Annotated in this window: 14 protein-coding genes; 8 read left to right on the forward strand and 6 right to left on the reverse strand. The window is 73.5% G+C overall.

Features of this window, described 5'->3' with window-relative positions; all coding sequences use genetic code 11:
• Nucleotides 1-23 precede the first annotated feature (23 nt).
• The 4 genes from ACIQPQ_RS35010 to ACIQPQ_RS35025 form a co-directional block, all read right to left on the reverse strand.
• The gene (locus ACIQPQ_RS35010) at nucleotides 24-815 is read right to left on the reverse strand and encodes a dienelactone hydrolase family protein (RefSeq protein ID WP_401312303.1); all 792 of its coding nucleotides are present in this window, start codon (nucleotides 813-815) and stop codon (nucleotides 24-26) included.
• Between the two features lie 162 nt (nucleotides 816-977).
• Nucleotides 978-1,685, reverse strand: coding sequence for a class II aldolase/adducin family protein (locus ACIQPQ_RS35015; RefSeq protein ID WP_401312306.1), 708 nt, complete (start codon nucleotides 1,683-1,685; stop codon nucleotides 978-980).
• A complete protein-coding gene (locus tag ACIQPQ_RS35020; protein ID WP_401312309.1) occupies nucleotides 1,682-2,695 on the reverse strand; it encodes a TAXI family TRAP transporter solute-binding subunit in 1,014 nt (337 codons plus the stop codon). The genes ACIQPQ_RS35015 and ACIQPQ_RS35020 overlap by 4 nt, the downstream gene beginning before the upstream one ends.
• A gap of 268 nt (nucleotides 2,696-2,963) precedes the next feature.
• Nucleotides 2,964-3,692, reverse strand: a complete 729-nt coding sequence (locus tag ACIQPQ_RS35025) for a FadR/GntR family transcriptional regulator (RefSeq protein ID WP_401312312.1) — start codon at nucleotides 3,690-3,692, stop codon at nucleotides 2,964-2,966.
• 306 nt (nucleotides 3,693-3,998) lie between these two features.
• Here ACIQPQ_RS35025 and ACIQPQ_RS35030 point away from each other — a divergent pair, with 306 nt between their 5' ends.
• The 4 genes from ACIQPQ_RS35030 (at nucleotide 3,999) to ACIQPQ_RS35045 (ending at nucleotide 7,736) form a co-directional block, all read left to right on the forward strand.
• Nucleotides 3,999-4,529 (forward strand): flavin reductase family protein, encoded by a 531-nt coding sequence (locus tag ACIQPQ_RS35030; RefSeq protein WP_401312314.1) that lies wholly within the window; start codon nucleotides 3,999-4,001, stop codon nucleotides 4,527-4,529.
• A gap of 174 nt (nucleotides 4,530-4,703) precedes the next feature.
• Nucleotides 4,704-5,876 (forward strand): acyl-CoA dehydrogenase family protein, encoded by a 1,173-nt coding sequence (locus ACIQPQ_RS35035; RefSeq protein WP_401312317.1) that lies wholly within the window; start codon nucleotides 4,704-4,706, stop codon nucleotides 5,874-5,876.
• A 67-nt stretch (nucleotides 5,877-5,943) separates the two neighbouring features.
• Nucleotides 5,944-6,801, forward strand: coding sequence for a fumarylacetoacetate hydrolase family protein (locus tag ACIQPQ_RS35040; RefSeq protein ID WP_401312320.1), 858 nt, complete (start codon nucleotides 5,944-5,946; stop codon nucleotides 6,799-6,801).
• 14 nt (nucleotides 6,802-6,815) lie between these two features.
• Complete coding sequence (locus ACIQPQ_RS35045) at nucleotides 6,816-7,736, forward strand: VOC family protein (RefSeq protein WP_401312323.1); 921 nt, start codon at nucleotides 6,816-6,818, stop codon at nucleotides 7,734-7,736.
• Nucleotides 7,737-7,891: 155 nt separating this feature from the next.
• Here the strand turns inward: ACIQPQ_RS35045 and ACIQPQ_RS35050 are convergent, their stop codons facing one another.
• Together ACIQPQ_RS35050 and ACIQPQ_RS35055 are read right to left on the reverse strand one after the other, a co-directional pair.
• The gene (locus ACIQPQ_RS35050) at nucleotides 7,892-8,695 is read right to left on the reverse strand and encodes an IclR family transcriptional regulator (RefSeq protein WP_401312326.1); all 804 of its coding nucleotides are present in this window, start codon (nucleotides 8,693-8,695) and stop codon (nucleotides 7,892-7,894) included.
• Nucleotides 8,696-8,782: 87 nt separating this feature from the next.
• Nucleotides 8,783-9,295 carry a VOC family protein gene (locus ACIQPQ_RS35055; protein ID WP_401312328.1) on the reverse strand — a complete coding sequence of 171 codons (513 nt, stop codon included), beginning with the start codon at nucleotides 9,293-9,295 and terminating at the stop codon, nucleotides 8,783-8,785.
• A gap of 159 nt (nucleotides 9,296-9,454) precedes the next feature.
• Between ACIQPQ_RS35055 and ACIQPQ_RS35060 the strand changes: the two genes are divergently transcribed.
• From ACIQPQ_RS35060 to ACIQPQ_RS35075, 4 genes are all read left to right on the forward strand, one after another.
• Entirely contained in the window at nucleotides 9,455-10,312 is an 858-nt protein-coding gene (locus tag ACIQPQ_RS35060; protein ID WP_401312331.1) for a fumarylacetoacetate hydrolase family protein, read from the forward strand.
• Between the two features lie 332 nt (nucleotides 10,313-10,644).
• Entirely contained in the window at nucleotides 10,645-11,016 is a 372-nt protein-coding gene (locus tag ACIQPQ_RS35065; RefSeq protein WP_401312334.1) for an antibiotic biosynthesis monooxygenase family protein, read from the forward strand.
• 46 nt (nucleotides 11,017-11,062) lie between these two features.
• Entirely contained in the window at nucleotides 11,063-11,509 is a 447-nt protein-coding gene (locus ACIQPQ_RS35070; protein ID WP_401312337.1) for a MarR family winged helix-turn-helix transcriptional regulator, read from the forward strand.
• Nucleotides 11,510-11,869: 360 nt separating this feature from the next.
• On the forward strand, nucleotides 11,870-12,931 hold the full coding sequence (locus ACIQPQ_RS35075) for a pyridoxamine 5'-phosphate oxidase family protein (protein WP_401312340.1): 1,062 nt from the start codon (nucleotides 11,870-11,872) through the stop codon (nucleotides 12,929-12,931).
• The last annotated feature ends 112 nt before the right edge of the window (nucleotides 12,932-13,043 follow it).

Genomic DNA, 13,043 nt, shown 5'->3' on the forward strand with positions numbered 1-13,043 from the left:
TGCCGGCTCGGGGCGGGGTGGGGTCAGGGGGTGGCGGGGAGGTGACGGTCGAGGAAGGCGTGGGTGCGCAGCCAGGCGAGGAGCGCGCGGTCCTCCACGTACAGCTGCGGGCGGGCGTCGCAGGCGAAGGCGTGGCCAGCGCCGTCGTACACATGGCTCTCGAAGTCGGCCCCGGCCGCCGCGAGGGCCCGGTCGATGGCGGTGACCTGCTCGGCGGGGATGGTGGGGTCGGCGGAGCCGACGTGCAGCAGGACGGGCGCGTCGATGCTCCCGGCGCGGTCCACGACGGCGTGCGGTCCGGCGGCGATGCCGGGGCCGTAGAAGACGACGACGGCGCCGAGCCCGGGGATGCCGGTGGCGGCGGTGAAGGCCGCCCGGCCGCCGAAGCAGAAGCCGTGGACGGCGGTACGGTCCGCGGCGACGCCCTCCGCTTCCGCCAGGTGGGCCAGGACGGCGCGGACGTCGGTGAGGACGGCGTCCGGTCCGATCGCCCCGATCAGCGGCATCGCCTCGGCGTGCTGCGTGTAGGCGAGGGTGCCGGTGCCGGTGCGGTGGAAGAGGTCGGGCGCCAGGGCCAGCCAGCCGCGGCGGGCGTAGCGGTGGGCGATGTCCTGGATGTGGTCGTTGACGCCGAACGCCTCCTGGAGGACGACGACGGCACGGCCGGTGCCGGTCGCGGGGCGGGCGGCGTACACGCGCATGGGTCCGTCGGCGGTGCCGACGGTGAGCCACTCACCGCCGGGGCGGGCGGTGACGGCCTGGTCGGCCTGCTCGGCCTGCTCGGTCTGGTCGGTCTGGTCGGTCTGGTCGGTCATGGTGCTGGGTCCTTACGGGATACGGCGGTACGGGTGGGAGTGCGGGGTGCGGGATGCGGGGTGCCGCTCGTCGGGGGTGTGGAGGGGCGAGGGGCGGTGGCGGGCGTACGCCGGGGCGCGTGCCTCGCGATGTCCGGGCGCGGACCGTCCCGGTGCGGGCGGTCAGGCGGGCGGCAAGGTGCCGTGGGCGCGGCGCAGGAGGTAGTGCCAGCCGGCCTCCAGCTGGCTCTCGGGCCAGCACTCGGCCCGTTTCGCGCGGGCCTCGGCCCGGTCGGAGTGGACCAGGATCTCGCCCGCCGCCGCGGCGCGCAGCTGGACGGCGCAGGCCCGCTCCAGCAGGACGGCGTGCAGGACGGCCGACGGCACGGTGCGGCCCGCGGCGACCAGACCGTGCCTGGGCAGCAGGGCGGCGGGCGCGGCGCCCAGGTCGGCGGCGAGGGCCACGCCGAGCGCCGGGGTGCTCACCAGGCCGCCGGTGGCCCGGAACCGGGGGACGTCGGCGCCGCCGAAGAGGGTGCCCTCGTGGGAGAGCGGGAGCAGCGGGACGCCGAGGGCGGCGAACGCGACGGCCGCGGTGGCGTGGGTGTGCACGGTGCACGTCAGGTCCGGTACGGCGGCGAGCAGCCGCAGGTGGATGTGGCACTCCTTGTGCGGGGTGCCGTCGCCGCGCAGGACCGTCGCGTCCCAGGAGACGAGCTGGAGGCGGTCCTCGCGCACCTCGTCGAGCCCCCAGCCGGGCGCCTTGATCCAGATGCCGCGCCCCTGCGGATCGCGGACGGCGGCGTGTCCCCAGACCAGGTCGCCCTGTCCGGCGGCGGCCAGCGCGTGCGAGGCCTCGACGGCGGACCGCTGGGCCTGACCCGGTGTCATGGCCGGGGCAGGGCGTCGTAGTAGCGGGCGGCGCCGGGGTGCAGGGGGACGGGTGAGCGGCCCATGGTGACGGGGTCGAGGGGGTAGGTGACGGGGCTGCGCTCGGGCGGCAGGTGTCGGTACTGCGCCTCGATGACGTGCCGGGTCTCGCCGAGCACCCAGGCGATGGCGTGGGCGACGTCGTCGGGGAGGTCGGCCCGGGTGAGGACGAGGAAGTCGGAGAAGTCGAGGGTGCGGAAGCCGTCGTGGCCCGTGAACCAGCCGTCGTCGACGAGGGCGTCGGGCCAGCCGAAGTCGGCGCGCAGGCTGTCCAGGACGTCGTCCTCGACCGGCAGGAAGCGGAAGTCGCGGGCGACGTCCTGCCAGGCGGGCAGCATCACCGCCTCGTGCACGAGGGCGTTCGCGCGGCCCTCGCGGGCGTGGTCGAGGGACTCGAAGGGCCGCTCGTCCTCCAGCAGCCGTCCGCCCCACCCGGTGACGTCGACGCCGGAGCGGGTGAGCACCTCGTGCGCGGCGAGCCCGACGTGGTTGACGCCGTCGTGGACGGAGGTGGCGAGGCGCAGGGCGGGCTTGTGGGCGCGCAACTCCGCGAAGGTGGAGATGCCGAGGTCCCGATGGACGGCGACCACCAGCCGGTCGCGCTGCGGGACGACGCCGAGGGCGCGCAGGTCGGGGTAGGAGGCGTCCGTGAAGACGCCCCGGCCGTCGAGGGCGGCGGTGGCGAAGGCGGCGGGGGTGGTCAGCGCGACCTGGACCTCGCCGCGGCCGACGGCGTGGACGGCGTCGCTGAAGCCGCGGCTGTTCCAGGTAGCGATACGGGTGTGCGGGCCGCACCGGTCGGCGAGTTCCTGGGCGATCCAGCCGCAGACGCGGTGCAGGTTGGCGCTGCCCCAGTCACCCCGCAGATGCAGGGTGAGGGAGCGGTCGATGCGGGGTTCCGGGGGGCGGGGCCCGGCGGGCGCGGTAGGCGCGGCGGGCGTGGTCGGGGGTGTCGGGTGTGTCGGATCCATCACCACTCCTGTCCTGAATATACGGACACCTGTCCTGCTTGACGATACGCAGGCGAGGTGAGTGCCGGAAGACTAGAGCCACATTTATCTCTAATGCTAGACCTATATGGCTAGACCTATGATGCTAGACTCAACGGACCCGGCCCCCACCGAAACGCGACCCGCACCCCGCAGGGCCGCCGGCCGCACGGGGCCGACCCACCCAGGGCCGACGACACAAGGCCCCCAGCGGACACGGCCGACCAAGGCCCCCACCCGCGGCAAGGCCTCACGTCCCGACCCCACCCGAGGGCCGGGACCCGTCAGCCGTCCTCCGCCCTGAGTCCTCGTCGGCCACCGCGTCGTGGTCGGCGACCAGCCGCATCAGGACGGCGCCGTCCCGCGCGTCGAGCGCGTCCACCATCGCCGCGTGCAAGCGGTGGCGCTCCAGGACGTACTCGGCGAGCGACCGGCCCGCGCCGGGCCGGACCTCCGCCGCGTGAGCGGCCACGAGATCGAGGAGGTTCCCGTACAGCGACCGCAGGAGCGGGGAGGGCGCGACCTCCGCGACCCGTTGGTGCAGGCCCCAGTTGGCCTGGACGAACGCGTCCGCGTCGCCCGCCTCGGCGGCCTCCCGCATCCCTTCCAGGATCACCCGCAGATCACGGACGTCCGCGGGCGAGGCGTGCCACAGCGCGTCCTGCCACAGCAGGGGCTCCAGCGCCCTGCGGATGCGCAGGGCCTCGGCCACGTCCGCCTCGGAGGCGTCCAGCGCCAGCACGGAGTGGCCGAGCCGGACCATGGGCGTCTGCCGGGCGGCGAACAGACCACCCCCGGAGCCCGGCCGGACCGTCACCACACCGCGGGCCAGCAGCAACCGGAGCGCCTCGTTGAACGTGCCCACCGACACCCCGCACCGCAGCCGCAGTTCCTCCTTGGTCCCCAGCCGGGCATCCGGCTCGGCGTCCGCGGCGAGGCGGGTCACGAAGTCGGCGGCCATCTCCGCCCGTGAGGTCACGGGCGCCTGGCCCCACTCCGTCCGCCGCAGCGCGGGCGGGTCCGGGTGCCGCCCCGCCGCCCCCTGCCCGCGCCCGTCACGGCCCACCGCTCCGCCTCGCCCCACCACAACCGCTCCCGTCCGCCGTCCAGATCGCCGAGATCGTCCAGACCGTCGAGCCGACCGCCCTGTCAGCCGTCGCGTCGACCGCCGGTTCAACCGCCGATTCATTGTGGTGGACAGCGTCGCACCTCTTGACGCTCAGCAAAACCGGGATGCAGCATCACCCTAATCATCATGATGAATGAAGAGCCCCCTGGAGGCACGATGACCGCCACCCTCGGTGAACAGGAGTTCCGCGATCTGATGGCCGCCGTCTGCGCGCCGGTCACGGTCGTCACGACCGCGACCGGGGGCACTCCGCACGGCGCCACGGTGAGCGCGTTCGCGTCGCTGTCGCTCCGTCCGCCCATGGTGACCGTGGCCCTGGACCGCGGTTCCCGGGTCCTCGGGCACATCGCCGCGACCGGCCGCTTCGGCGTCAACGTCCTCGGCCACGCCCAGGGAGACCTCGCCCTCGGGTTCGCCCGGCGCGACGCCGACCGGTTCGGCGGGGTCGACTGGCACCTCGACCACGGGGTGCCCCGGCTCACGGCGGCACCGAGCTGGCTCGTCTGCGACCTCGCCCGGACCGTCGAGGGCGGCGACCACCTGCTGCTGCTCGGCGCGGTCGTGCACGCGCGCACCGTCCCGGCGGCTCCCCTGGTCTACGGCTACCGCACCTTCGGCACCCACTCCGGGTACGCGCAGCGCCCGCGCCGCCCCATCGGGGACCAGGTCGCCGCGTTCGCCCGCTGAGCCCGGACGCGCACCACCCCGGCCCGCCCCGCATCACCCGCCTCGCCACCCCACGAACCCCACCTTCCTCCACCTTCCTCCACCTCTTCACCTCTCTTGACCCTTGACCTTCACCCCCCTCCTCGTCGCCGCGGACGTCCCGTTCGTCGGGCGACCCCGACAGAGAGACGCACGATGACGACCCACGACGAACTCCTCGCCAGGGCCGTGGCCCTGCAACCCCTGCTGCGCGAGCACGCCGCCACCACCGAGAGCGGCCGACGCGTGCCGGACGAGGTGATCGACGCCCTCGCGGAGTCCGGCCTGTTCAAGCTGGCCACACCGCGGCGCTACGGCGGCCACCAGTCCTCCATGCGGACCATGCTGGAGGTGTCCGCCGCGCTCGCCGAGGGCGACGGCTCCACCTCCTGGGTGGTCACCCTCGTCAACGTGTGCAACTGGCTGACGAGTCTCTTCCCCGCCAAGGCGCAGGACGACGTGTTCGGCTCCGACCCGGAGGCGAAGGTCACCGGCGTGCTCACCCCGACCTCCACCACCGTGAAGGTGGACGGCGGCTGGCGGGTGTCGGGCCGCTGGTACTACAACTCCGGTTCCCCGCACTCCGGATGGGCGGTGCTCGGCATCCCGGTGACCGACGCCGACGGCACGGTGGTGGACCAGGGACTGGCCCTGATACCGCGGGAGGACCTGGACCTGGAGGACACCTGGTTCGTCGCGGGCATGAAGGGCACCGCCTCCAACTGCCTGATCGGGGAGGACGTCTTCGTCCCCGAGCACCGGGTGATCTCGGTGCCTGACGCCATCGAGGGCCGCTACGCCACCGAGTACGAGGACGAGGTCCTGTCCCGCTCCGCGTTCGTGCCGATCCTGTCGCTCGTCCTGGCCGGACCCCAACTCGGCCTCGGGCGGGCCGCGTTGAAATACGTCACCGACAAGGCCGGGCAGAAGCCGATCTCGTACACCTTCTACGAGACGCAGGCCGAGTCGGTGGCCGTGCAGCTCCAGGTCGCCGAGGCCGCGCTGCGCATCGACACCGCCACCCTGCTCGCGGAGCGGGCCGCCGCCGAGATCGACGAGGCGGCGGCAGCGGGCAGGTATCCGGACTTCACCGAGCGGGCCCGCGTGCGCGCCTACACCGGCTGGGCGATCCAGAACGTGCTGGACGCGATCGGCATCCTGCTGAACGTGCACGGCGCCGCGTCCTTCGCCGAGTTCAACCCGCTCCAGCGGATCTGGCGGGACGCCAACACCGCCGGTCGGCACGCCGTGGCCGCGCCGACCGTGGCCCTGGAGGTCTACGGCAAGGCCCTGCTCGGCGTCGACGAGACCATCACCCCCCTCGTCTGAACGCCCTCCCCCCGATCCGGGGCCCAGCGGCCCCCTCCCCCACCCGCACCGTGAACAGGAGCAGTTCGTGCGCACCGCACATCTCTCCGGCCGGCTCGTCCTCGTCACCGACGAGGGGCTGGCCGTGGACGTCGAGCAGGCCAGCGACGGCCGGTTCGGCCCCGATCCGCAGGACGTCTACGAGGTCTGGTCGGCCTTCCGCGGCTGGCAGGCCACCGCCGTCCTGCCGCCGGGACGCCCCTTCTCCCCCGAGGAACTGGGCGCCCCCGCGCCCCGCCCCCGCCAGGTCTTCGCCGTCGGGCTCAACTACCGCGCCCACGCCGACGAGTCCGGCTACGAGGTCCCGAGCACCCTGCCGCCGGTGTTCCCCAAGTACGTCTCCAGCATCACCGGCCCGGTCACCGAGGTGGACCTCCCGCCGGACGGCCGGACCGACTGGGAGGTGGAACTCGTCGCCGTCATCGGCCGACGGGCCCACCACGTCGCCGAGGACGACGCCTGGCTGTATGTCGCCGGGCTCACCGCCGGACAGGACCTCTCCGAACGCGAAACCCAACTCGCCGGACCAGCACCGCAGTTCGGGCTCGGCAAGTCCTTCCCGGGGTTCTCCCCCACCGGCCCCGTCCTGGTCACCCCCGACACCTTCGCCGACCCCGACGACCTCGCCCTCGGCTGCACCCTGAACGGCGAGGAGATGCAGAAGGGCCGCACCGGCGACCTCGTCTTCTCCGTCCCGGCGCTGGTCGCCCGGCTGTCGGCGGTCCTGCCGCTGCTTCCCGGGGACGTCCTCTTCACCGGCACCCCCGCGGGGGTCGGCCTGGGCCGCACCCCGCAGCGCTGGATCTCCCCCGGCGACGTGCTGGTGAGCGAGGTCGAGGGCATCGGGGAGCTGCGCCAGACCTTCCGCGCCCGACCGCACCGCTGACCGAGGAGTCCGCCATGGCCCTGCACCGACTGTCCTCGATCGTGATGGGCGTCCCCGACCCCGCCCGGACGATCGCCTACTACACCGAGTTCGGCCTCACCCCCGAGGACGGGGGCTGGCTGAGCACCCGCGACGGAGGCCGCCAGCTGCGCGTCGTCCCCGCGCCCACCCGTCGGCTGGTGGAGCTGTCGATCGGCGTGGACAGCCCCGACGACCTCGACCGGGTCGCGGCCCGCCTCACCCGGCTGGGCGTCCACAGTCACCGGGACGGCCCCACGCTCACCGCGATCGAGCGGACCACCGCGCTGAACGCCGTGCTGCGGGTCGAGCCCCGCGTGGTCCAGCCGGAGACCGCCGCCACGCCGTACAACGGCCCCGGCCGCACCGAACGCGTCGACCGGCGCGCGCCCGGCCTGGTGCGGGAGCGGCCGGTACGGCCCCGCAAGCTCGGGCACGCGGTCGTCGGCACCACCGACTTCGCGGCGACCACCGGGTTCTTCCGGGACGGGCTCGGCCTGAAGGTGTCGGACCTGATGGGCGACGTGGGCGCGTTCCTGCGCTGCTCCACCGACCACCACAACGTGCTGGTGCTGTCGGCGCCGGTGCCCTTCCTGCACCACACGTCCTGGCAGGTCGACGACGTGGACGACGTCGGCCGGGGTGCGATGGCGATGCTGGAGGACCACCCCGAGCGGCATGTGTGGGGGCTCGGCCGCCACCACGCCGGTTCGAACTTCTTCTGGTACCTCAAGGACCCGGCCGGGAACTTCTCCGAGTACTACTCCGACATGGACTGCGTGGTGGACGACCAGCTCTGGAAGCCCGAGGTCTTCGACGACGCCAAGGGACTGTTCAACTGGGGGCCGCCGCCGCCCCCTTCGTTCATCAAGCCGGACGATCTGGCCGGTCTGATGACGGGCGCGCACAGCGTGTAGGCCGCGTCGTGCCGCCAGCTGCGCAGAGCGCACGACTGGCGGCTGACGCTGACGGCCGATGGCTGATGGCTGATGGCTGATGACTGACCGCGTACGGCTGACGGCCGCGGCGTCTCCCTCGGGAGGGGTCGCGGCCGTCGGCGCGCGCTCCCCCGTCAGCCGGCGCCCATGCGCCTGATCTGGTCGGAGAGTTCGGCCGCCGCCTCCCGCACCGCCTTGACGTAGCGCGGGACTTCGCGGTCGGGGACGCGGTGGGAGAGCGCGGCGATGCTGAGCGCCGCGACGACCGCGCCGTGGTCGTCGGTGACCGGGGCGCCGACGCCGAGGACGTCGGGGTCCAGCTCGCCGCGGCCGATGGCGTGCCCCTGCTCGCGGATCTCGGCGAGGCGGGCGCGCAGTTCGTCGGGGTCGGTGTGGGTGGCGTCGGTGTAGCGGGGCAGCGGTCCGGCGAGCAGTTCGTCGAGTTCCGCCGCCGGGGCCCAGGCGGTCAGGGCGAGCGCCGCGGCCCCGGCGTTGACCGCGAGGACCTGACCGCGCTCGTAGGAAAGGCGCAGCGCGGTGCCCGCCTCCTCCCGTTCCAGGCAGACCACGGCCCCGCCGGAGCGCCGGGTGAGCAGGGCGGGTGTGCCGGTGCGCTCCACCAGCTCCCGCATGACGGGACGGGCCAGGTCGGAGAGGCCGACGCCCTTGCGGGCCAGCCGGGCGAGGTCGATGACCCGGGGGCCGAGGCGGAAGCCGGAACCGGCGCTCTCCTCCAGGAAGCCGTTGGCGGTGAGGCTCTGGAGGTAGCGGTAGGCCGTGGAGCGGGCCACGTCGAGCCGGGCGGCGACCTCGGTGGCGGAGAGGTCGAGCCGGTCGTCGGTGAACATCAGCAGGATGTCCAGCGCCCGGTCCGCCGTGGAGTTGCGTCCCCGGTACCCCTGGCCGCTTCCTGTCTCACGTCGCGTGATTCCTGACATGCAGGAAACGTATCAGGGTTCCCGCCGGTGCCGGATGCGCCGGCGACGGCCCGCGGCCCCGGGCCGGGGTCCGCGCGCCGTCGGCCTTCAGCGCACCGGCTGGTAGGGGTCGCCACCGTCGGCGAGCAGCCGGTCGGCCTCGGCGTAGATCTCCGCCGCGGGCAGGCCGAAGTCGATGCTCTTGCGGAACGGCTGGCGGACGTCCCGCTCGACGCGGAGATAGACCTCGTTGCGGTTGCCCTCGGGGTCGAAGAAGTAGATGCCGAAGGCGTTGCCGTGGGTCACTTCCTGCTGGACAGGGACGCCCTCGGCGGCGAACCGCTCGTGGAACGCGCGCAGGTCCTCCAGCGTGTCCACCCGCCAGGAGATCTGGTGCTGCTGCCTGTCCCCGATCGCGGCGGTCCGGCCGCGCTGGAGGACGAACTCGTGGTGCTCCTCCTCCGGCCGGGCGCTGAAGAAGACGATCTCCAGCCTGTCGTCGGAGTCGGTGACCGTCAGGCCCAGCACCCGCTCGTAGAAGTCGCGCATCTTCTCCAGGTCGTACACCCACAGGCCCGTGTGGCCGAGTCCGGTGATCGCCACCTCGTTCTCCCGTCTCATGTCGTCGATCTCCTCGATGTCCTGTCTCGTTTAGCAGGACACCTTTCCTGTATTTCGCGACTAGCGTACGATCTGGTGCCACGGCAGGTCAACGACGGACGACACCGACGAACACCGACGAACGCCGGCAGGCACTGACGACGGAAGACGAGGCACCTCATGCGACTCGCCACACTGCGGGTACGGGAACAGACCTACGCGGCACGGCTCGACGGGGACTCCTACGCCCTGCTGCCCCACCCCGACGTGGGCGCCCTGCTCGCGTCAGGAGCGGACTGGCGCCGGGTCACGGCGGACGACCACTGGGGGCGGGTGGCGGTACGGGAGGCGATCCACGCACCGGTGGTGCCCCACCCGAACAAGATCGTCTGCCTGGGGCTCAACTACGCGTCCCACATCGCGGAGATGGGCCGGGACACACCCCGTCACCCCACGCTCTTCGCGAAGTTCGACGGCGCTCTGATCGGCGCCCGCGACCCCATCACGCTGCCGCACGTGAGCGACCGCGTCGACTGGGAGGCGGAGCTGGGCTTCGTGATAGGCCGTCCCGCCCGTCACGTGCCGCGCCACCGGGCCCTGGACCACGTGGCCGGGTACACGGTCGTGAACGACGTGACGGTCCGCGACTACCAGCGCCGGACCCGCGAGTTCCTGTCCGGCAAGACCTTCGAGGCGACCACCCCGCTCGGCCCGGAGCTGGTCACGTCCGACGAGTTCGGGGACCGCGAACCGGACCTGGAGATCCGCTGCGAGGTCGACGGGGTCGTCATGCAGCGCTCCCGCACCTCGGACCTGCTCTTCGGGATCGCGGACATCGTGGCGTACGTCAGCGAGATCGTCACCCTGCTGCCGGGCGACGTGATCTGCACGGGAACGCCGGGCGGGGTGGGCGACGGGCGCAGCCCGCAGGTCTATCTGCGGGAGGGCCAGGTCCTGCGGACCGTGATCGAGGGCCTGGGCGAGACGCTCAACGAGTGCGTCCAGGAGAAGCCGCCCGCCGCCGACCCGGAAGACTGACCGGACCGGGTGCCGGGCCGGACCGGGTGCCGGGCCGGCGGCCCGCGCCGGGGAGGGCCACAGGCCGGGGGAAGTCTTGACCCGCCACGGGGGTGCGCTTCATAACCTCTAGTAGTAGAGTCAAATTCCCGGTGGTCGCGAGCGCGGAACGCGCCGTTCCCACCGCCCCGGGACGGGCGCCGTACGGCGGACGCCGCACCCCGGACCTCTCCCGCCGGTCCTCACCGGCCGTACCCCGCCACCGGCCGGACGGCACCGACCGCGCCCCGGCGGGGCTCCCACCCGCACATCCGGCCGCGCTCTCGCGCGGCGGCGAAACGGAGACACACACCATGATGGACATCAGGGACATCGACAGCAGCTGCCCGTTCTTCACGCAGGTCGAGCAGTCGGGCGACAGCCCGGTCACCGTCATCAACACCTTCATCGCGCCCGAGGGGCAGATCGACGCCTGTCTGGAGGCGTGGCGGCGGGAGTGCGAGGTGATGACGGTCCAGCCCGGCTTCATCTCGGCCCAGCTCTACCGGGGGGTCGGCGACAGCCGGGTACTGACCAATGTCGCGGTCTGGGAGTCGGGGGACGCGCTCAAGGCCGTCTTCGCCCGCAAGGACTTCGCGGACTCCCTCATCCTCCCGCCCGACGGCTCGGTCGCCTACCCCGTCCTCTACGAGAAGATGGCCATGCCCGGGATCTGCGTCGCCTGACCGGACGTCACCCGGCCCGCGCCGGGGCAGGAGGTACAGTCGCGTCATGCCCCAGCAGGATCTTCCCGCCGACCTCGCCCGACTGGTGTGGACCCTGCATCGCACGCTGCTCCAGGCCACGCGGGCCCCGGCCGGTGAACACGTCCGGCCCCCGGCGCAGGTGGAGCTGCTCCAGCTCGTGACCGACCAGCCCGGCGTCAGTGTGCGGGAGGCCGCGCGGCTGCTGCGCATGCAGCCCAACAACGTCAGCACGCTGGTCACCCTGCTGGTGAAGGACGGACTCCTGGAACGGGCCCCCGACCCGGCCGACCGGCGCCAGGCCCAACTGCGGCCCACCCCCCGCATGCTGGCGGAGGGCCGCGAGGTCAACGCGGGCATCTACCGCAACGTCGAGGCGGCCCTGGGCACGCTCAGTCCCGATGCGGTCGACCGCATCGCCGCCGCCCTGCCGCATCTGCGGGACCTCGCCGAGGCGGCCCACCGGACCGGCTGAGGCCCCGGCCCCGCTCCCGGTTCCCCCGCGTCCCGACCGGAACACGCGGTCCTCAGAGCCCCGAATCCCCGTGACGCCACGGGTCCACAGGCCGACTGACCCACAGACCGGCAGATCCACGGACCTACCGACGCGCGGACGTACCGACGCGCGGTCTACGGACTCGCGGACCCGCGCTCCCCACACATTCCCCCCTTGCTCACCTCCCCGTCGCCACCGCTCACGCCGGTCGGCCCCCGCGTCTTCCCTCCCCTCCCTTCCCGGACGGCGCGGCTCCGACCGGCTCCCTCACCCCTCGACACGGGTCGCCGAGCGCGCTCCGCCGAGCCGACGCGCCGGGCACCCGCCCTAGGAGCCACCATGTTCCCTCCGGAAGCCGCAGCTCTCCTCAGCAGCAAGACCCCGGCCACCTTCACCACCCTCCTGCCGGACGGCAGTCCGCACTCCGTCGTCGCCGGAGTCGTGCTGGACGGCGACCAGCTGGTGTCCAACACCGCCCCGACCGCGAAGCGGCTCAAGAACATCCAGGCCGACCCCCGGGTCAACGTCCTGGTCATCGACCCCGCTTCGCCCATGCGGTACGTCGAGGTGCGCGGCACGGCGACCGTCCACGAACTCCAGCGGGAGCAGAAGGCCCGGCTGCTCGAGGGCCACGCCGAGGAGGGGGGCACCGCCGCGCCGACCGAGCGGGAGCAGGCGGAGGTCACCGTCCTCCAGATCCGGGTGACGCCGTCCAAGGTCGCCTTCCACAGCTTCGACCCGCGGCAGCTCGGCCCGGCGAACCGGCAGCGGCCCGGCGGCCGGCCCGCCGGGAGCGCGCCGGAGGGCGACGCGGTCCCCGAGACCGCGCCGGACGGCGTGGTCCGGGAGGACGAGGCGGGCCGCTGGATCGAGTTCGCACGGCCGGTGGCCCACGCGCCCGAGGCGGTCTGGGCGGCGCTCACCGACCCCGCCCGGCTGACGCTCTGGCAGCACCCGGTGGACTTCTTCCCGGAGTTGCGGGAGGGCGCCACGGTGTACGCCCATCTCAACCCCCAGACCAAGGCGTTCGCGCTGGGCAAGGTGACCCGCGTCGATCCGCCGCACGCGCTGACCTTCCGGTGGACGACGACCCACCCGGCCCTCTCGCCGGACCTGATGCTCTCCTACGTCCTCGACGACGGCGTTCTCAAGGTCTCCTACGGTCCGTTCGGCAAGGACGACGCCGTCCTGCCGATGATGGCGTCGTTCCACGTCCACCTGGACCATCTGGACCTGGCCGTCACCACCCCGGACGGCGCACTGCCGGCCCCGCCGTGGCCGGAGGTCAGCGTCGTCACGAAGTCGGGCCGGATGCAGTCCACGGTCGGCGCCTACGCCGCGGCCCGCCCCGAACTGGCCGGCGGGCCCGGTCGGCCCGGCGGCCCCGGCGGGCGTCCCTGACCCGCCCCACCGACGCCCCGCCCCGTGGAGGGACGCCCCGTTCGGGCGCCACCGCCACCGGGCGGGGCCCGGGGTGCCGCGGACGGTCCGCCGAGGGGACCGGTCCGCGGCA

The sequence above is a fragment of the Streptomyces sp. NPDC091281 genome (assembly GCF_044757425.1).
In the GTDB taxonomy this organism is placed as follows: Bacteria; Actinomycetota; Actinomycetes; order Streptomycetales; family Streptomycetaceae; genus Streptomyces.